The 16,601-nt window shown below is 73.3% G+C and carries 17 protein-coding genes; 7 read left to right on the forward strand and 10 right to left on the reverse strand.

From position 1 onward, the window contains the following. Positions 1–8: 8 nt before the first annotated feature. Entirely contained in the window at positions 9–722 is a 714-nt protein-coding gene (gene hemQ, locus ACNJ93_RS24890) for a hydrogen peroxide-dependent heme synthase (protein ID WP_418959657.1), read from the forward strand. Between the two features lie 211 nt (positions 723–933). Here the strand turns inward: hemQ and ACNJ93_RS24895 are convergent, their stop codons facing one another. From ACNJ93_RS24895 to ACNJ93_RS24910, 4 genes are all read right to left on the reverse strand, one after another. Further along, a complete protein-coding gene (locus ACNJ93_RS24895) occupies positions 934–1,908 on the reverse strand; it encodes a TIGR04222 domain-containing membrane protein (protein ID WP_418959658.1) in 975 nt (324 codons plus the stop codon). Then, on the reverse strand, positions 1,905–3,308 hold the full coding sequence (locus ACNJ93_RS24900) for a DUF692 domain-containing protein (protein ID WP_418959659.1): 1,404 nt from the start codon (positions 3,306–3,308) through the stop codon (positions 1,905–1,907). Before ACNJ93_RS24900 ends, ACNJ93_RS24895 begins: the two co-directional genes overlap by 4 nt. Positions 3,309–3,435: 127 nt before the next feature. After that, the gene (locus ACNJ93_RS24905; protein WP_418961516.1) at positions 3,436–4,188 is read right to left on the reverse strand and encodes a DUF4142 domain-containing protein; all 753 of its coding nucleotides are present in this window, start codon (positions 4,186–4,188) and stop codon (positions 3,436–3,438) included. A gap of 153 nt (positions 4,189–4,341) precedes the next feature. Continuing rightward, the gene (locus ACNJ93_RS24910; RefSeq protein WP_418959660.1) at positions 4,342–5,070 is read right to left on the reverse strand and encodes a peptidyl-tRNA hydrolase; all 729 of its coding nucleotides are present in this window, start codon (positions 5,068–5,070) and stop codon (positions 4,342–4,344) included. 95 nt (positions 5,071–5,165) lie between these two features. On the opposite strand from ACNJ93_RS24910, the gene ACNJ93_RS24915 reads away from it, so the two are divergent. Next, positions 5,166–5,843, forward strand: coding sequence for an AIM24 family protein (locus ACNJ93_RS24915; protein WP_418959661.1), 678 nt, complete (start codon positions 5,166–5,168; stop codon positions 5,841–5,843). On the opposite strand, the gene ACNJ93_RS24920 is transcribed toward ACNJ93_RS24915, so the two are convergent. The 5 genes from ACNJ93_RS24920 to zapE all read right to left on the reverse strand — a co-directional run bounded on the left by ACNJ93_RS24920 (position 5,840) and on the right by zapE (position 10,999). Beyond that, positions 5,840–6,757: a polysaccharide deacetylase family protein gene (locus ACNJ93_RS24920; RefSeq protein WP_418961517.1), complete on the reverse strand. Its 918-nt coding sequence runs from the start codon at positions 6,755–6,757 to the stop codon at positions 5,840–5,842. The genes ACNJ93_RS24915 and ACNJ93_RS24920 overlap by 4 nt on opposite strands. Positions 6,758–6,844: 87 nt before the next feature. After that, complete coding sequence (locus ACNJ93_RS24925) at positions 6,845–7,777, reverse strand: polyphosphate kinase 2 family protein (RefSeq protein WP_418959662.1); 933 nt, start codon at positions 7,775–7,777, stop codon at positions 6,845–6,847. A 174-nt stretch (positions 7,778–7,951) separates the two neighbouring features. Next, positions 7,952–9,316, reverse strand: a complete 1,365-nt coding sequence (locus tag ACNJ93_RS24930) for an alkaline phosphatase PhoX (protein ID WP_418959663.1) — start codon at positions 9,314–9,316, stop codon at positions 7,952–7,954. Positions 9,317–9,448: 132 nt separating this feature from the next. Further along, positions 9,449–9,874 (reverse strand): OsmC family protein, encoded by a 426-nt coding sequence (locus tag ACNJ93_RS24935; protein ID WP_418959664.1) that lies wholly within the window; start codon positions 9,872–9,874, stop codon positions 9,449–9,451. A 33-nt stretch (positions 9,875–9,907) separates the two neighbouring features. Continuing rightward, positions 9,908–10,999, reverse strand: a complete 1,092-nt coding sequence (zapE, locus tag ACNJ93_RS24940) for a cell division protein ZapE (protein WP_418959665.1) — start codon at positions 10,997–10,999, stop codon at positions 9,908–9,910. Between the two features lie 36 nt (positions 11,000–11,035). On the opposite strand from zapE, the gene ACNJ93_RS24945 reads away from it, so the two are divergent. The 4 genes from ACNJ93_RS24945 (at position 11,036) to msrB (ending at position 14,331) form a co-directional block, all read left to right on the forward strand. Then, positions 11,036–11,812, forward strand: a complete 777-nt coding sequence (locus ACNJ93_RS24945; RefSeq protein WP_418959666.1) for a pyrimidine reductase family protein — start codon at positions 11,036–11,038, stop codon at positions 11,810–11,812. Positions 11,813–11,918: 106 nt separating this feature from the next. Further along, positions 11,919–12,398, forward strand: coding sequence for an indole-3-glycerol phosphate synthase (locus ACNJ93_RS24950; protein WP_418959667.1), 480 nt, complete (start codon positions 11,919–11,921; stop codon positions 12,396–12,398). 105 nt (positions 12,399–12,503) lie between these two features. Continuing rightward, a complete protein-coding gene (murC, locus tag ACNJ93_RS24955) occupies positions 12,504–13,910 on the forward strand; it encodes a UDP-N-acetylmuramate--L-alanine ligase (RefSeq protein ID WP_418959668.1) in 1,407 nt (468 codons plus the stop codon). 13 nt (positions 13,911–13,923) lie between these two features. Then, the gene (gene msrB / locus ACNJ93_RS24960; RefSeq protein ID WP_418959669.1) at positions 13,924–14,331 is read left to right on the forward strand and encodes a peptide-methionine (R)-S-oxide reductase MsrB; all 408 of its coding nucleotides are present in this window, start codon (positions 13,924–13,926) and stop codon (positions 14,329–14,331) included. A gap of 35 nt (positions 14,332–14,366) precedes the next feature. On the opposite strand, the gene ACNJ93_RS24965 is transcribed toward msrB, so the two are convergent. Next, positions 14,367–15,677, reverse strand: a complete 1,311-nt coding sequence (locus ACNJ93_RS24965; RefSeq protein WP_418959670.1) for a hypothetical protein — start codon at positions 15,675–15,677, stop codon at positions 14,367–14,369. Positions 15,678–15,875: 198 nt separating this feature from the next. Between ACNJ93_RS24965 and ACNJ93_RS24970 the strand changes: the two genes are divergently transcribed. Next, complete coding sequence (locus tag ACNJ93_RS24970; protein ID WP_418959671.1) at positions 15,876–16,523, forward strand: response regulator transcription factor; 648 nt, start codon at positions 15,876–15,878, stop codon at positions 16,521–16,523. The last annotated feature ends 78 nt before the right edge of the window (positions 16,524–16,601 follow it).

Genomic DNA, 16,601 nt, shown 5'->3' on the forward strand with positions numbered 1-16,601 from the left:
ATGGACGCATGAGTGCGCCCGAAAAGATCCCGAACGCCGGTAAGAAGGCGAAGGACCTCAACGAGGTCATCCGCTACACCCTGTGGTCCGTCTTCAAGCTGCGCGACGTTCTCCCCGAGGACCGGGCCGGCTGGGCCGACGAGGTCCAGGAGCTGTTCGACCAGCTCGCGGCCAAGGACATCACCGTCCGCGGCACGTACGACGTGTCCGGCCTGCGCGCCGACGCGGACGTCATGATCTGGTGGCACGCCGAGACCTCGGACGAGCTCCAGGACGCGTACAACCTCTTCCGCCGCACCAAGCTGGGCCGCGCTCTGGAGCCGGTGTGGTCGAACATGGCGCTGCACCGCCCCGCCGAGTTCAACAAGTCGCACATCCCGGCCTTCCTGGCCGACGAGACGCCGCGCGACTACGTCTCGGTCTACCCCTTCGTGCGCTCCTACGACTGGTACCTGCTGCCGGACGAGGACCGCCGCCGGATGCTGGCGGACCACGGCAAGATGGCCCGCGGCTACCCGGACGTCCGGGCCAACACGGTCGCCTCGTTCTCGCTCGGCGACTACGAGTGGATCCTGGCCTTCGAGGCCGACGAGCTGTACCGGATCGTCGACCTGATGCGCCACCTGCGCGCCTCCGAGGCGCGGATGCACGTCCGCGAGGAGGTGCCGTTCTTCACCGGCCGCCGCAAGAGCGTGGCCGATCTGGTGGCGGGCCTGGCCTGACCGTCGTACGAACCTGGTGGCGGCCCGGCTCCCAGCCGGGCCGCCGCCCGTTGACCCGGAAGATCAGACGGCGGACGGGGCATCGTCCACCGCTCCAGCGACACCGGGTCCGGCTCCGGGTGCGGCGCGCAGTTCTCTGCGCGTCGCACCCGCCGTCTTTTCCCGGTGGGGCCGGCCGGGCTTTCCCCTGGGGCCGACCGGGGCTCGCGCGTCAGCTGGAGCTCGAACTCCCGCAGCTCGAACTGCTGCTGCTGGACGAGCAGCTCGAACCGCTGGACGAGGACGAGCACGACGAACTGCTGGAGGAGCAGGTCGAGCCGCTGGAGCAGGCCGCGCCTCCACCGCCCCCGCCGCCTCCGCAGCCGCCCCCGCCGCCGCTGATCCCCGCGCACCACACGGCGGCCGCGTCGTCGTCGCCGTCCGGGGACGAGGAACCGGTGTCCCCGGTCGTCCGGGGCATCCGGGCCGCCGTCAGCAACTGCGCCTGGAGCATCGGGTCCGGCAGCGCCCCGAGTCCGCGCAGCGCGACCAGGAACCCGGGATCCGTCCGGTACGCGTGCTCCTGCCGGTACGCGAGGAGCGCGCGGTGACCGGGCCCGGTCACCCGGCCGGCGGCGATCGCCCCGCAGACGAGGGCGCTGACGATGCCGAGCCCCAGGGCGGGCAGCACCTTCACGACGAAGGGGATCGACATCCCCGCCGAGTCCGCGGCGCCCAGGCTGAGGAAGATCGACACGAAGACCATCGCGAAACAGCCGAAGCCCTGGACCGCCGCGTGCCGGAGCGTGCGCCTGCGGTCGGCGGGGGCGACCAGCAGCCCCCGCGCGGCCAGCCGGTGGCCGATCTCCTGGACCGAGGGGTGCCGCATGACCGCGAGCCGCAGGGTGTGCAGCGCGCCGTGCGGGGCGGCGGCCAGTTGGGCGAGGACCGCCTGCTCGACGGGGTGCCGGGGAGCCGGGCCGAGCGGGACGACGATGCCGGGCCCGCCGATGCCGATGACGCCGTCGGCGTGCATGGCGGCGAGCACGGAGTCCACCACGCGGGCCGGGCCGCCCTGGACGAAGGCCGCCTCCGGCAGCTCGTACAGATAACCGCCCGTGCCTCTGCGGGAGTTCGCCAGGCGGACGATGAGCAGGACCAGACTCGCGAGGACGGCGAGGGAGAGGAGTGCGGCGAGCAGGTTCACGGCCGTCCCCTTCCGGCCAGTGCCTCGCGGGCGGCCCGCATGAACCGGGTGACCCTGCCCGGGGGCCTGACGCCCGCCCGGTCCTGCCACCAGTACGTGAGCCGGCGGCGGGCCTCAGGGTCGGCGGGGCGGCCCGCGACGAGCAGGTGCTCGACGAAGTCGAGCGCCTCGCGCCGGTAGCTGCCCGGCATCGGCCGGGAGGCCGCGTACGCGAAGAACGCCGGCCGGTACTCGGCGCCCAGGATCTCCTTCAGCTCGGGCGCGATCCTGGCGACGACCCCGGCGCGCTTGGCCAGCAGGGCGCGGCTCTGCACCTTCAGCCGCCGCGCGTCGAAGCCCTCGGGCGCGGGCGTCCCGGCGACCAGCGCCGACAGCAGCGCCGCCTGCGCGAGCCCGACCCGCTCCCGCGCGCCGGGCCGCGCGGCTTCCGCCGACCGCGCGGCGCCCGTGGGCGAGGCGCCCGCCGCCGTACGTCCGCCGCCGCCCGGGGCCGCGTCGGCCGGCACCGGCATCGGACCGCCGGAGACACGGGCGCCCGCACCCACCAGGAGCGGGCGGGCGGGCTCCTCGCGGCGGGAGACCGAGGCGGTGCGGACGGTGGCGGTGATCGTCGCCAGCTCGGAGGCGAGCTCGTGGGCCGGGGGGAAGTCGTCGTCCCGCTCCAGCAGGACCCCGGGCGGGGAGACCCGGGACGCCAGGTCCGCGAGGACGTCGAGGACCGGGCGCGGCACCGGGTGCGCGTGGGTGTCGTGCCAGACGCCGTCGCGCTCCTCGCCACCCGCGACGTGGACGTACGCGAGCGCCTCCAGCGGCAGTTCGGCGAGCGCCCGCGCCGGGTCCTCGCCGCGGTTGACGTGGTTGGTGTGCAGGTTGGCGACGTCGATGAGGAGCCGTACCCCCGTACGCTCCACCAGCTCCGCCAGGAACTGTCCCTCGGTCAGCTCGTCGCCCGGCCAGGAGATCAGCGCGGCGATGTTCTCCAGGGCCAGCGGCACCGGCAGCGCGTCCTGCGCGATGCGGACGTTCTCGCAGAGCACGTCGAGGGAGTCCCACGTCCGCGGCACCGGCAGCAGGTGGCCCGCCTCCAGCGCGGCCCCCGACGGGCCGGCGGCGCGGACGAACGCGATGTGCTCCGTCACCAGCGGCGAGCCGAGCGCCTCGGCCTTGGCCGCCAGCGCCGCGAGCCGCTCCGGGTCCGGGCGGTCCGCGCCGCCGAGGCCGAGCGAGACGCCGTGCGGGACGACCTGGACGCCCCGCGCGCGGAGCCGGGTCAGCGAGTCGGGGAGGTGGCCGGCGCAGATGTTCTCCGCCACCACCTCCACCCAGTCGACGCCGGGCAGCTCCTCCACCGCGTCCGCGATCTCCGGTCGCCAGCCGATGCCGATGCCGAGTTCCGCCATGTCCCCCTCCTTCAGTCCCTGACGTGATGGCCCCGCGGAGTGCGTTCGAATCCGGACAGCGGGACGTTCAGAGGTTGATTTGAGGTTTCGGACCGGTGACGTGGCACATGCGGCCGCCGGGCGGCGCCTACGGCCGGTCGGTGTTGATCACCGGGCCGGGCACGGGGCGCGAGGTGTACGACTGGTCCTCGCCGGTCGGCACGACCGGCGCCGGGGCGGGCGGCAGGTTGCCGTTCGGCGGCGGCGGGCCGCTCGGGCTGGCCGTCTTGCGGCCGGCGGCCTCGTTGGCGATGGCGTCGAAGTCCACCAGGCCGGTGGCCTCCAGCATCGTGATGTGGTCCAGGACGGTCTGGTTGGCGTCGCTGGCCAGCTGCCGGATCAGTGTGTTGCGGGTGGTGTGCCGCACCTCGGCGACCAGCGAGAACACCTTGCCGTGCGCGTTGCGCAGGAGGTTCGCGAACTTCCGCTCGTACTCCTCGCCGCGCGCCGCGGACAGCTCGCGCAGCCAGCCCTGCTGCTGCTCGGTCGGCTGGTTCGGCAGCTCGACGCCCAGCTTGGCGGCCACGTCCCGGGCCCGCCGGTCGAGGTCGGAGTGGCCGACCACGAGGTGGTCGCCGGCGTCCCGGATGGCCTGGCTCGGCGCCCGCTCGATGGCCTGCTGGCCGGCCGGCAGCTCCCACAGTCCCGCCAGCCGCACCTTCACCAGGAAGTCCCGGTCGGTGGCGGACAGCGGCCCCCACTGCGTGGGCACGGAGGAGGCGGCCAGATTGGCCTGGCCGGTGCCGGAACGGTCGGCGTAGGTCCACACGGGGAAGGCGAGGGCGCCGACCGTGGCGACCAGGGCCGCGATGACGAGAGCCGTTCCGTTGACGCGTTGCAACACTGTGGCGTGCCTCCCGGGGTGAGTCCAACACCGCAGACTGAACCGCCAACCGTGCGGCGGTTCAACCCACTTGCCGATATGGGGAGGTACGTACGGGCGCGGCCCCGCGTTCAGCCGTCGACGCGGATGATCAGCCGGCGCGGCGGACGTTCAGCCGTCGAGGCCGGGGAAGTCGCCGACCACCGTGCAGGAGCCCGGCGCGATCTCGGTGAACCCCGCGTCCCGGACGACCGGCAGCCCACCCGTCGTCAGCTCCGCCCAGCGCTCCGCGGACGGGGCGGTCCGCACCGCCAGCGGGAAGCCCGCCTCGCGCCACGTCTTGCGCTGCGCGTCCGACAGCCGCCACCACACGAGCTGCGCGCCGTGCCCGGCCTGGGCCATCGTCTTGCCGGCCGACATGTCGAGCTCCGGGTTGAGCCACAGCACCGCCGTGCCAGGAGCGGGGGCCTCCGGCTCGGCCGGGTCGTCGAGTTCGGTGCCGGAGACCTGGAGCTTGATCAGCTCCTTCGGCCAGCCGTCCAGGGGGACCGGCGGGAAGACCCGGACCTCGGCGCGCTCCCCGGTGACCGTGATGCCGGGCAGCGCACCGGCGCGCCGCCACTCCGCGCCGCGGGCCCGCCGGACCACCTTGCGGATGCGGGCGTCCTGCCAGTCGCGGATCGCCCCGGCCCACTCGCCGTCGCCGTTCGACCGCTCGTCCGCGAGGATCTCCAGGACCGCGCGGGCCGCCGTCTCCAGCGCGTCGGTACGGGCCGGGGGTTCGGCCTTCTCGATGCGGACGACGAGCGGCAGCACGTACTGCGGGGCCGCGTCGCGCGGGTCGGCGGAAGTCTCGGCGGGGTTCTCGGCGGGGGCGTTCGAGGTGTCGTCGCTGCTCACGGGCCCCAGTCTGCCACCGCCCGGTTTCCCTTCCCGACCGGTTTTCCACAGGGGGGTTTTGCCGGAATACTCCGTTCCGGGTCAGGATGCCCGACATGAAGAGCGATCTTTTCTCAGCGGACAACCTGGCCACGCAGGCCACCGCCCCCGGCATGACCCTCCAGAACGCCAAATCGGTCAAGTATGCGGTGAACGGCGAGATGCACGCCCGGCAGGGCGCGATGATCGCGTTCCGCGGCAATCTGCAGTTCGAGCGCAAGGGCCAGGGCATCGGCGGCATGCTCAAGCGGGCCGTCACCGGCGAGGGCCTGCCGCTCATGGCCGTGCGCGGCCAGGGCGAGGCCTGGTTCGCGCACGAGGCGCAGAACTGCTTCATCGTCGACATAGAGCAGGGAGACGCCCTCACCGTCAACGGCCGCAACGTGCTCTGCTTCGACGCCACCCTCTCCTACGAGATCAGGACGGTGAAGGGCGCCGGCATGACCGGCGGCGGCCTGTTCAACAGCGTCTTCACCGGCTACGGCAAGCTGGCGCTGGTCTGCGAGGGCAGCCCGATCGTCATCCCCGTCTCGCCGCAGGCGCCGGTCTTCGTCGACACCGACGCGGTGGTCGGCTGGAGCGCGGCGCTGAACACCTCGCTCCACCGCTCCCAGTCGTTCGGCTCGATGATCCGCGGCGGCTCCGGCGAGGCGGTCCAGCTGCGCCTGGACGGAGACGGCTTCGTCATCGTCCGCCCGAGCGAGCAGACCCCCCAGAAGCCCTCGGCCGGCTAGCTCCTCCCCGCACCCGCCATCAGCTCCGAGACCTTCACGAAGCGGTAGCCGCGGGCGCGGAGTTCGGGCACGATGCGGCGGACGGCCTGCTCGGTGACCGGCGCGGCGCTGCGGGTGCAGTGCATGACGACGAGGGAGCCGGGCCGGACGCCCGCGAGGACCTGTTCGGCGACGGCGTTCCCGTCCTTCGCGAAGGCGTCGCCGCTGACCACGTCCCACTGCACGGCGGTCACCTTCGCCGGGGCGAGGGCGCGCAGCGCCTCGTCGTCGTAGCAGCCGCCGGGGAACCGGAAGTACGGCACGACGTTGCGCGCCCCGGCCCGCCGGAACGCCTCGAAGGCCCGGGACACGTCGGCCGCCATCTCGCCGCGCGCCACCGTCGGCAGCCCGTAGCAGGGCGAGGCGAAGGCGTGGTGGCTGTACGAGTGGTTCGCGAGCTCGAAGAGCGGGTCGGTGCCGATGGACCGGGCCTGGTCGGGGTACTCCTCCGCCCAGCGGCCGGTCATGAAGACGGTGGCGTCCACCTTCAGCCGGCGCAGGGTGGCGATGAGCTGCGGGTTGTCGAAGCGCTCGCCGCCCGCGGCGCGCGGCCCCTGGTCGGCCGTCATGTCGGCGTCGAAGGTCAGCGCGACCACCTTGCCGGCCGAGGCGGCGCCCCGCTCGAACACCGCCGTGCGCCCGCCGGGGCCGGGGGCCATGGTGGGCGGCGCCTGGCGCGCGGTGCCGGGGCCGGGCGCGGCGCTCGCGGAGGGCGAGCCGGAGCCCTGCGAGGGCTTCACGGCCGGCGCGGGCACGGGGGGCTTCGCCGGACTGGCCGACACCGGAGGCCGGGCCGCGGAACCGGATCCGGAACCGCCGTCGGAGCCGGAACCGGCCCCGCCCGTTCCACAGCCGACGAGCGTCGTCGCCAGCACCGCCCCCAGAACTGCCCCCGAAACGGCACGAGCCGTCAGTCTTCGTACAGAGATGGTCACGAACGGAAACTATCCGATCGTCACCGGTCACTCGTGACCCGACACCTCGGGCAACCGGGCGGCGGGCTGCACGATGCTGTCGAGCAGCAGCCGCTTGCGGGAGCCCGCCACGTCGAAGTTCCCCGGCGGATACGCCGGGTCCAGCGCCTCCAGATGCTCCAGGAGCAGCGTGCTCACGGCCCAGTTCCGGTACCACTTGCGGTCCGCCGGGACCAGGTACCAGGGCGCCGCCTCCGTCGAGCACCGCTCCAGGGCCCGTTCGTACGCCTCCTGGTACTGCGGCCACAGCGCCCGCTCCTCCAGGTCGCCCGCGTCGAACTTCCAGTGCTTGCGCGGGTCGTCGAGCCGTGCCAGGAGCCGGCGGCGCTGCTCCTCGTACGAGAGGTGCAGGAAGACCTTGACGAAGGTGACCCCGTCCTCGGCCAGCGACTCCTCGAAGCGGTTGATCTCCTCGTAGCGCCGTTCGATCGTCCTCGGCGGCGCCAGCCCGCGCACGCGGGCGACGAGCACGTCCTCGTACTGCGAGCGGTCGAAGATGCCGATCTCGCCCGGCCGCGGCAGCGCCTGCATGATCCGCCAGAGGAAGACGTGGTTCAGCTCCTCCCGCGTGGGCGCCTTGAACGACTTGACGCGGCAGCCGGCGGGGTTGAAGAAGCCGATCACGTGCTTGACCGTGCCGCCCTTGCCGCTGGTGTCCATGCCCTGCAGGACCAGCAGCAGCCGGCGCCGGTCGCCCGCCGTGCTCGCGGCGTACAGCCGCTCTTGAAGGTCGGCGAGCCGCGGGCCCAGCGCGGCCGTCGCCGCCAGGCCGGCCGCCTTGTCGGGCGGGCCGCCGGGGGTGCCGGCGGGGTCGTACGCGGAGAGGCGGACCCGGGAGCCCGGGGGGACCCGCAGTAGCGCGCGCAGGTTCTCGTGCGCCGGCCCGCCGGCCGCGCGTCCCGTCCCGTCCTTCTCCGCCACGGTGTGCCCCTTCCGGTCCGCTCCCTCGATCCTGCGACGGAACGTCCGGGCGCGCGACCGTGGCCGCGCGCCCGGAGGAGGGCCCGGCCCGCTCGGACCGTAGGGGCCTCGGACCGCAAGGGGCCTCAGTCCGGACGGGCCTCAGTCCGGACGGGCCTCAGCCCGTACGGGGTCTCAGCACCACGGGCCGGTCACGGCGAACGTGGTGCCGGGCGTGTAGCAGTTCACGTACATCGTCCGGCCGTCCGGGGCGAAGGCGACCCCGGCGAACTCGCCCCATTCCGGGGCCTCCGGCGTGCCGATGTTCTGCGCGTTGCGGGCGACCGCGTACACCTTGCCGCGCCGGCTCAGGCCGTACACGTGCTGCGCGCCGTCGCCGTCCTCGCAGACCATCAGGCCGCCCGTCGGCGCCAGGCAGATGTTGTCCGGGGACTCGCCGGGCAGCTGGATGTCGGTGTCCGGCCCGAAGACCACGACGAGCGTGAGGCGGCGGCGGTGCGGCTCGTACTTCCACACCTGGCCGAAGTGCGTGGCCGCCGAGCCGTCCCGGGTCCGGGCGAAGCTGGAGACGAAGTACACCGCGCGGCCGCCCCAGTAGCAGCCCTCCAGCTTCTGCGCGTGCGTGATGCCCTTCGGCCCGAAGTCCTGCAGCCGGATCGGGGTCTGCACGGCCTGCGGATCGGGTACGGGCACCCACTCCACGCCGTCGAACCGCGCACCCGTCTCCTGGATCACCGACAGGTCCGGCACCCCCGGCACCCGCATGGCCTCCAGGGCGCCGCCCGCCCGCAGCGAACCCGTCCCGCCGAGCGGCTTCTCCGGCAGGAAGCGGTAGAACAGCCCGAACGGCTTCTGGAAGGCGTCCTCGGTCTCGTACACGATGCCGCTCTCGGGGTCCACGGCGATCGCCTCGTGCTGGAAGCGGCCCATCGCGGTGAGCGGAACGGCGCCCGTGCGGTGCGGGTCGTTCGGGTCGACCTCGAAGATGAAGCCGTGGTCCTTGGTGTAGCCGTTCGTGCCGGCCTTGTCCTCGGTCTCCTCGCAGGTCAGCCAGGTGCCCCAGGGCGTGGGTCCGCCCGCGCAGTTGACGGCGGTGCCGGCGACGCCGACCCGCTGCTCCAGGACGTTGTTCCGGCCGTCCAGGGTCAAGGTCGTGCAGCCGCCCTTGGCGGCCGGGTCGTACGTCAGCCCCTCGACCGTCGGCACGCCGAGCCGGGCGGTGGCCCGGTTCTCGTGGTTGCGCACCAGGTGGAGCCGGCCGCGGCGGCCGGGCAGGGCGGTCATGCCGTCGTGATTGCCCGGCACGAGCCCCTGGCCGTACGAGAGCGGCTCGCCCTCGCGGGAGAGGACCTTGTACCGGAAGCCCTCCGGCAGGTCCAGCAGACCGGCCGGGTCGGGGACGAGCGGGCCGTAGCCGGTGGGGGAGTGGCCGAGGGCGGCGGCGGTGCCGGCGAAGAGTTCGGAGAGCGCGCCGGAGAAGGCGATGCCGGCGACCGATGCGCCGGTACGGGCCAGGATCTGACGTCGTGTTGCGGACATGAGGAGCCCACTTTCCTGTTGGCGGACAGGGGGGACGTGACGTGTGACCCGCATGTGTGTACCACGCACTGTGGTGACACGTGAACCATGCGGGCCTCACGTCGCCTCATGGGGCAGAAGCGAGCGCCGGGTTCAGACCAGCTCGGCCGTCAGCTCGATCGTCACACCGGCGAGGGCCTGGCTCACCGGGCAGTTCTTCTTCGCGTCCTGCGCGAGCTCCTGGAACTTCTCCGGGTCCAGGCCCGGCACCGTGGCGCGCACGGTGAGGTGGCTCGTGGTGATGCCCGTGCCCGGCACGAAGGTCACGTCGGCCTTGGTCTCCAGGCGGGCCGGCGCGTTGCCGGCCTTGGCCAGCACGTTCGAGAAGGCCATGTTGAAGCACGAGGAGTGCGCGGCGGCGATCAGCTCCTCCGGGCTGGTCATGCCGTTCGGCTCCTCGGTGCGGGCGGGCCAGGACACCTTGTACGAGCCGAGGCCGGAGGAGTCGAGGGTGACCTCGCCGGAGCCCTTGAGGAGGTCGCCCTCCCAGACGGCGTGAGCGCTGCGCGTTGCGGCCATGGTGAATCCCTTTCGATCGGGTATGGCCCCAACCTACTGCGCGACCAGACCCTTTGCGTCGCGGGCGAGCGCGGTGAGCCGGGAGATCGCCCGGAAGTACTTCTTCCGGTACCCGCCCTTCAGCATCTCTTCACTGAACAGCCGGTCGAAGGGCTGTCCGGAGGCCAGCACGGGGATCTCGCGGTCGTACAGCCGGTCGGCGAGCACCACCAGGCGCAGCGCCGTCGACTGGTCGGGCACCGCCGTCACGTCGGTGAGGCAGACCGCGGTCAGGTCGTCGGTCAGCGCCCCGTACCGGCTCGGGTGCACCTTGGCCAGGTGGTCGAGCAGCTGCGGGAAGTCGTCCAGGCTCGCGCCGGGCGTGGCGTACGCGGCCTTGGTCACGGCCTCGTCGGAGTACGGGGCCGGGGCCTCCGGCAGCCCGCGGTGCCGGTAGTCCTCGCCGTCGATCCGCAGCGGGCGGAAGTGCGCCGAGAGGCCCTGGATCTCGCGGAGGAAGTCCGCCGCGGCGAACCGGCCCTCGCCGAGCTTGCCCGGCAGCGTGTTCGAGGTGGCGGCGAGCGCCACGCCCTGCTCGACGAGGCGGGCGAGCAGGCTGGAGACGAGGACGGTGTCGCCCGGGTCGTCGAGCTCGAACTCGTCGATGCAGAGGAGACGGTGCCCGCTGAGGGTTTGCACGGTCTGCTGGAAGCCGAGCGCGCCGACCAGGTTGGTCAGCTCCACGAAGGTGCCGAAAGCCTTGAGCGCGGGCTCGGCCGGGGTGGCGTGCCACAGGGAGGCGAGCAGGTGCGTCTTGCCGACGCCGTAGCCGCCGTCCAGGTAGACCCCGCGGGGGCCCGCCGGCGCGGTCCGCTTCGGGGCGCGGGAGAACCAGCGGCGCTTGCCGGCGCCGGTGGCGTGCGCCCCGCCGAGCCCGTCGGCGAAGCCGCTCAGGATCTTGACGGCCTCGGACTGGCTGGGCTGGTTCGGGTCCGGGATGTAGGTGTCGAAGCGCACCGAGTCGAAGCGCGGCGGCGGCACCATCTCCCTGACCAGGCGGTCTGCGGGGACGTGGGGCTCGCGGGCGCACAGGGACACGGGCGTCGCCTCGGTGGGGGACGCGTCGGGGAGGGCACGGGTCGACACAGTTCCCCACTGTAAGGGGCGTGCCAGACTGCGAGGATGCGCCAACTGTTCCCTGTGACGGACATGACAGCAACCGAGCCGGACAGGGAGTGGTCCCTCGACGAGCTCGCCGACGCCTACGCCTACCCCGAGGAGGCCGCCGGCTCCGACGGCGTCTGGCTGCGGGCCAACATGGTCTCCTCCCTCGACGGCGCGGCCCAGCACGACGGCCGCTCCCAGCCCCTCTCCTCCGACACCGACATGCGGATCTTCGGCACCCTGCGGGCCCTCGCGGACGTGGTGGTCGTGGGGGCGGAAACGGTACGGCAGGAGGGGTACCGCCCCGCCCGGGCGCGCGAGGCCTTCGCGGCCCGCCGGGCCGCCGCCGGGCAGGGACCCGCGCCGGTCATCGCGATCGTCAGCTCCTCCCTCGACCTCGACTTCTCCCTTCCGCTTTTCACCGCGCCCCTGGTCCCCACGCTGCTGCTCACCGGTGAGGCCGCGCCCGCGGAGCGGGTGGCGGCGGCCGAGCGGGCCGGGGCGCGGGTGGTGACGGCCGGCGAGGGGAGCCGGGTGGATCCGGAGCGCGCGAAGCGGGAGCTGGCGGCGCGCGGGCTGCGGCGGCAGCTCACGGAGGGCGGTCCGCGGCTGCTCGGGCAGTTCGTGGCGGCGGGCGTGCTGGACGAGCTGTGCCTCTCCGTGTCTCCGACCATGACCGCGGGAAGTGCGCAGCGGATCGCCGGTGGCCCTTCCGTGACCGTCCCTGCACGGTTCTCGCTCGCCTCCGTGCTGGAGGAGGCCGGGTTCCTCTACACCCGCTACGGTCGGTTCTGACACGAAGCGGAATATCCCGTTCCGGTTGGCTTTCGCTGGGCACACTTACTCACGGCAAACCCCGTGCGGGCACGGGGAAGGATGGTTTCCGCAGAAGGGCTTTGCAGTGTTCACAAGCGTTCTGATGATCGAGAAGCCCCTGACGAACGTCGACGTGGATTTCGTCACCACCCTGCACGGGGACGAGCCGGTCTCGTTCATCGTGCTGATGCAGCCCAGGGGTGACCAGGCCGATGTCCTGCTGCGCGCCATCGACGACGTTGCGATGGGCGAACTGAAGGAGGCGGCCCGCGAGGGGGAGGAACCGGAAGGCAAGGAGGCCCGGTCGCTGGCCGAGCGGGCCCTGGAGGCCTCGCTGCTCAAGCTCCGGGGCGCGGGCTGCGAGGCGGTCGGACAGGTGGTCGAGGACCACCCCCTGAACAAGATGAAGGCCGTGGTCGAGGAGTCGGACGCGGACGAGGTCATCGTCCTGACGGCGCCGCACTACGTGGAGGAGTTCTTCCACCGCGACTGGGCGTCCAGAGCCCGGCACAAGGTCGGCGTCCCGGTCCTGAAGCTGTTCGCCCACGCGGACGAGGAGGAGTAGCCGGCCGGGGGGCCGGTCCCGGGGGAGCACGGGTCCCCGGGGCCGGCCCCCGCGCCGTACTAGGCTGGGCACCTCTTGTACGTCGCACCCCGGGGAGACAACCGCATGGCCTCCGCCATCCCTGCCGCCGCTGTTCCCGCCGCCATGGAGCGGCCGCACTTCATCGGCATCGGCGGTGCCGGAATGTCGGGCATCGCGAAGATCCTCGCCCAGCGCGGCGCGAAGGTCGCCGGCAGCGACGCCAAGGAGTCCGCGACGGCCGAGGCGCTGCGCGCCCTCGGGGCGACCGTCCACATCGGGCACGCCGCCGCGCACCTCGCCGACGACGCCACCTGCGTCGTCGTCTCCAGCGCCATCCGCGCCGACAACCCCGAGCTGGCCCGTGCCGCCGAGCTGGGCATCCCGGTGGTGCACCGCTCCGACGCGCTGGCCTCCCTGATGGACGGCCTGCGCGCGGTCGCCGTCGCCGGCACGCACGGCAAGACCACCACCACCTCCATGCTGGCCGTCGCCCTGACCGAGCTGGGCCTGGACCCCTCGTACGCGATCGGCGGCGACCTGGCCGGCCCCGGCACCAACGCGCGGCACGGCGTGGGCGAGGTGTTCGTGGCCGAGGCGGACGAGAGCGACCGCAGCTTCCAGAAGTACGACCCCGAGGTCGCGATCGTCCTCAACGTGGAGCTGGACCACCACGCGAACTACGCGTCGATGGACGAGATCTTCGAGTCCTTCGAGGCCTTCGTCGCCAAGGTCCGTCCGGGCGGCACCCTGGTCGTCGGCGAGCACGTGGGCGCCCGCGAGCTGGCCGGACGGGTGTCCGGCACCCGCGGCCTGTCCGTCGTCACGGTCGGCGAGTCGGAGACCTCCGACGTGTGGATCCGGAGGATCACCCCGAACGGGATGAAGAGCGAGGTCGCCGTCGTGATGGACGGCGTCGAGCACGTGTTCACCGTCTCCGTCCCCGGCCGCCACTACGCGCACAACGCCGCCGCCGCACTCGCCGCCGGCGCCCGCGTGGGCATCGACCCGGCGGAGCTGGCCCAGGCCCTGACCGCGTACACCGGCGTCGGCCGCCGCCTCCAGCTCAAGGGCGAGGCCGCGGGCGTCCAGGTGATCGACTCGTACGCGCACCACCCGACCGAGATGACCGCCGACCTGGAGGCGATGCGCGGCGCGGCCGGGGCGTCCCGTCTGCTCGTGGTCTTCCAGCCGCACCTGTTCTCCCGCACCCAGGAGCTCGGCAAGGAGATGGGCGACGCCCTCGCCCTCGCCGACGCCTCCGTGGTCCTGGACATCTACCCGGCCCGGGAGGACCCGATCCCGGGCATCACCAGCGAGCTGATCATCACCGCCGCCCGCGCCGCGGGCGCCGAGGTCACCCCCGTCCACGACAAGGACTCCGTCCCGGACGTGATCGCGGGAATGGCGAAGCCGGGCGACCTCGTTCTCACGATGGGCGCGGGCGACGTCACGGACCTGGGTCCGAAGATCCTCGCCCGCCTGGCGAACTGAGGGAGCGCGCATCATGCCGTACGAGGTCGAGAAGCCGGACGAGCAGTGGCAGGCCGAGCTGACGCCGGCGGAGTACCAGGTCCTGCGGCTGGGCGGCACCGAGCCGGCCTTCCGCGGTGAGTACACCGACACGAAGACCAAGGGCGTCTACTCCTGCCGCGCCTGCGGGGCCGAGCTGTTCACCTCGAACGAGAAGTTCGAGTCGCACTGCGGCTGGCCGTCCTTCTTCGACCCGAAGGACTCGGACGCGGTCGAACTGCTCGCCGACACCTCGCACGGCATGATCCGCACGGAGGTCCGCTGCGCCCGCTGCGGCTCCCACCTCGGCCACGTCTTCGAGGGCGAGGGCTACCCCACCCCCACCGACCAGCGCTACTGCATCAACTCGATCTCGCTGCGGCTGACGCCCGACGAGAGCTGAGCCGTCCCCCGGGCCGGCCCGCACCGGCCGGCGGGTTACTCCAGCGTCCCGCTGAACAGGGCCGCCGCGTTGCAGCGCGTGGGGGCCGGGCCGGAGGGCGGGCGGCCGACCGTGCGGCAGGAGACCGTCATCGTGATCTCCTGCTTCGGGCCCGCCAGGATCGCCGACGCCCAGTGGAAGTCCTGCTCGCGGAAGTTCTCCAGCGCCGGAGCGAGCAGGGGCTTGCCGCCGACCGCGATCGTGACGGTCCCCGTGTCGCCCTGCGGGTTCTCCAGGACCAGGTCCGTCAGGCGCAGCACCTTGCCCTCCGGGACCTCGTACGTCGCCGACGCCGTGCCGTTCGCGGCGGCGGACGCGGTCAGCCGGTGCGAGAACAGAGCCGCCCCCGGGAGCGGGGCCGGACCCGTGCCCGGCGTCGCCGAGGGCGACGGTCCGGGGCTCGCGGTGCCGCTCGGGCCGGGCTTGCCGCCGCCGGACCCCGCCGACGCGGCCTCCTTGGCCTCGTCGGCCGCCTTCTGCGCGTCGGCCGCCTTGGACTCCGCCGCCGCGACCGGGCCCTTCACCGCCTCCTTGGCCGCACCTCGGACCACCGGCCGCAGCAGCCCGAACCAGAGACCCGCCAGGACGCCGAGCAGCACCAGCAGCACGAGCAGGAACTTCAGCAGGCCCGCCGAGACGATCGGACGCTGCAGCAGACTGCCGTCGAGCTGCGCCGGGGCCACCTCCGGCGCGCCCTCGGGACCGGCGGCCGGCGCCGCGGTCACCTGGAAGACGTGCGGCACGGCCACCCCGCGCCACAGCCACCGCTTCGGCCGCACGGGCAGCGTCACGAACGCCGCCCGCCCCGGCTCCACCACCGTGGCCGCGGCGGGCAGCCCGAACGTCAGCAGCTCCCCCTGGTCCCTGCCCGAAAGGGCAACGCTCAGCGGGTAGTTGCCGCGGTTGTCCAGCGCCACCTGGAAGCGGGCGCCGGTGCGCCCCTGGCCCAGCCTCGGCGTCAGTTCCGCGGTGAAGTCCGCGTACGGAAGGACGTGCAGGACGCCCTCGGGGACCGTGGCGTGCTGCGGCTGCTCCTGCGGCGACACCCGCACGCCGTACGGCAGTTCACCCGGCGCGACGGTCGTGTCCCGGGGCGGCCGGACCACCAGTTCCACCCGGCCGGCCGTGTCCGGGTACAGGGACAGCGTCGCGGGCTCGACCACCGTCCACGGCGCCGCCGGACCCAGCACCTCGAAGGCGTAGGCCTCGACGACGTTCCCGCCGTTGCGCACGTCGAGCGGGATCCGGGCCTCCTCGCCCGGCAGCACCGAGACAGGGGAGGCGTCCAGATGAGCGGAAGTGGTCATGCGAGGACAGTAGGGAGCCGGGTCGAAGGGCCACCGCTCCCATACGGACACACCCAGGGGCACGGTGCGTTGCCCGTTGAGTCCGCGTGGAGTGCCTGCTGACTGCCCGGGTGTTCACTGTCCGCACGCCGAGGCACACCAGGTGCGGCGAGGCAGGGGCCCGCGGGTGCGAGGGGCCCCGAGCAGGGGGTGGACACGATGCGTTACCAGGGAGAGTGCGGCGCGGAGCGGATCCGGGTGCGGCTGACCGCCCAGGACCCGATATCGCGGGCGGGGCTGGCCGGGCAGCTGCGCAACTGCCCCGAACTCCAGCTGCTCGGCGAGGAGGAGGACGAAGGACCGGGCGTGGCCGTGGTGTCCGCGGACCGGGTCGGCGAGGGCGAGCTGCAGACCCTGCGCCGCTTCCAGCGGGCCGGCGACGGCCGGATCGTGCTCGTGGTCACCGAGATCGACGACACCGGCCTCGTCGCCGCCGTCGAATGCGGGGTCGTCGGCGTCGTGCGGCGCGGCGAGGCCTCGACGGAGCGGCTGGTGCAGGTCATCACGGCGGCGGCGCGCGGCGAGGGCAGCGTGCCGGCGGACCTGCTGGGGCGGCTCCTGGACCAGGTGGGCCGGCTGCAGCGGCAGGTGCTCGATCCGCGCGGACTCGCCTTCACCGGCCTGGCGCCGCGCGAGATCGACGTCCTGCGGCTGGTCGCCGAGGGCAGCGACACCGCGGAGATCGCGCGGGCGCTCGCCTTCTCGGAGCGCACGGTCAAGAACATCCTCCACGACGTGACGACCCGCCTGCAGCTGCGCAACCGCTCGCACGCCGTGGCGTACGCGATGCGGCAGGGCTTCATCTGAGAACCGGCCCCCGCGGGCTGCCTCTTGGGGCAGCGGCGGTTACCCCCACCGCTGCCCCTCGCCCGGCTGCCCGCACCG

The organism is Streptomyces tritici, from assembly GCF_048500665.1.
GTDB classification, from domain to species: Bacteria; Actinomycetota; Actinomycetes; order Streptomycetales; family Streptomycetaceae; genus Streptomyces; species Streptomyces tritici.

What these genes read in the sequence shown, in the direction of transcription:
- hemQ (WP_418959657.1), top strand. Translation starts at nt 9, where the DNA reads ATGAGTGCGCCCGAAAAGATCCCGAACGCCGGTAAGAAGGCGAAGGAC.
- ACNJ93_RS24900 (WP_418959659.1), bottom strand. Translation starts at nt 3,308, where the DNA reads ATGGCGGAACTCGGCATCGGCATCGGCTGGCGACCGGAGATCGCGGAC.
- ACNJ93_RS24915 (WP_418959661.1), top strand. Translation starts at nt 5,166, where the DNA reads ATGAAGAGCGATCTTTTCTCAGCGGACAACCTGGCCACGCAGGCCACC.
- ACNJ93_RS24930 (WP_418959663.1), bottom strand. Translation starts at nt 9,316, where the DNA reads ATGTCCGCAACACGACGTCAGATCCTGGCCCGTACCGGCGCATCGGTC.
- ACNJ93_RS24935 (WP_418959664.1), bottom strand. Translation starts at nt 9,874, where the DNA reads ATGGCCGCAACGCGCAGCGCTCACGCCGTCTGGGAGGGCGACCTCCTC.
- ACNJ93_RS24945 (WP_418959666.1), top strand. Translation starts at nt 11,036, where the DNA reads ATGCGCCAACTGTTCCCTGTGACGGACATGACAGCAACCGAGCCGGAC.
- murC (WP_418959668.1), top strand. Translation starts at nt 12,504, where the DNA reads ATGGCCTCCGCCATCCCTGCCGCCGCTGTTCCCGCCGCCATGGAGCGG.
- msrB (WP_418959669.1), top strand. Translation starts at nt 13,924, where the DNA reads ATGCCGTACGAGGTCGAGAAGCCGGACGAGCAGTGGCAGGCCGAGCTG.
- ACNJ93_RS24965 (WP_418959670.1), bottom strand. Translation starts at nt 15,677, where the DNA reads ATGACCACTTCCGCTCATCTGGACGCCTCCCCTGTCTCGGTGCTGCCG.
- ACNJ93_RS24970 (WP_418959671.1), top strand. Translation starts at nt 15,876, where the DNA reads ATGCGTTACCAGGGAGAGTGCGGCGCGGAGCGGATCCGGGTGCGGCTG.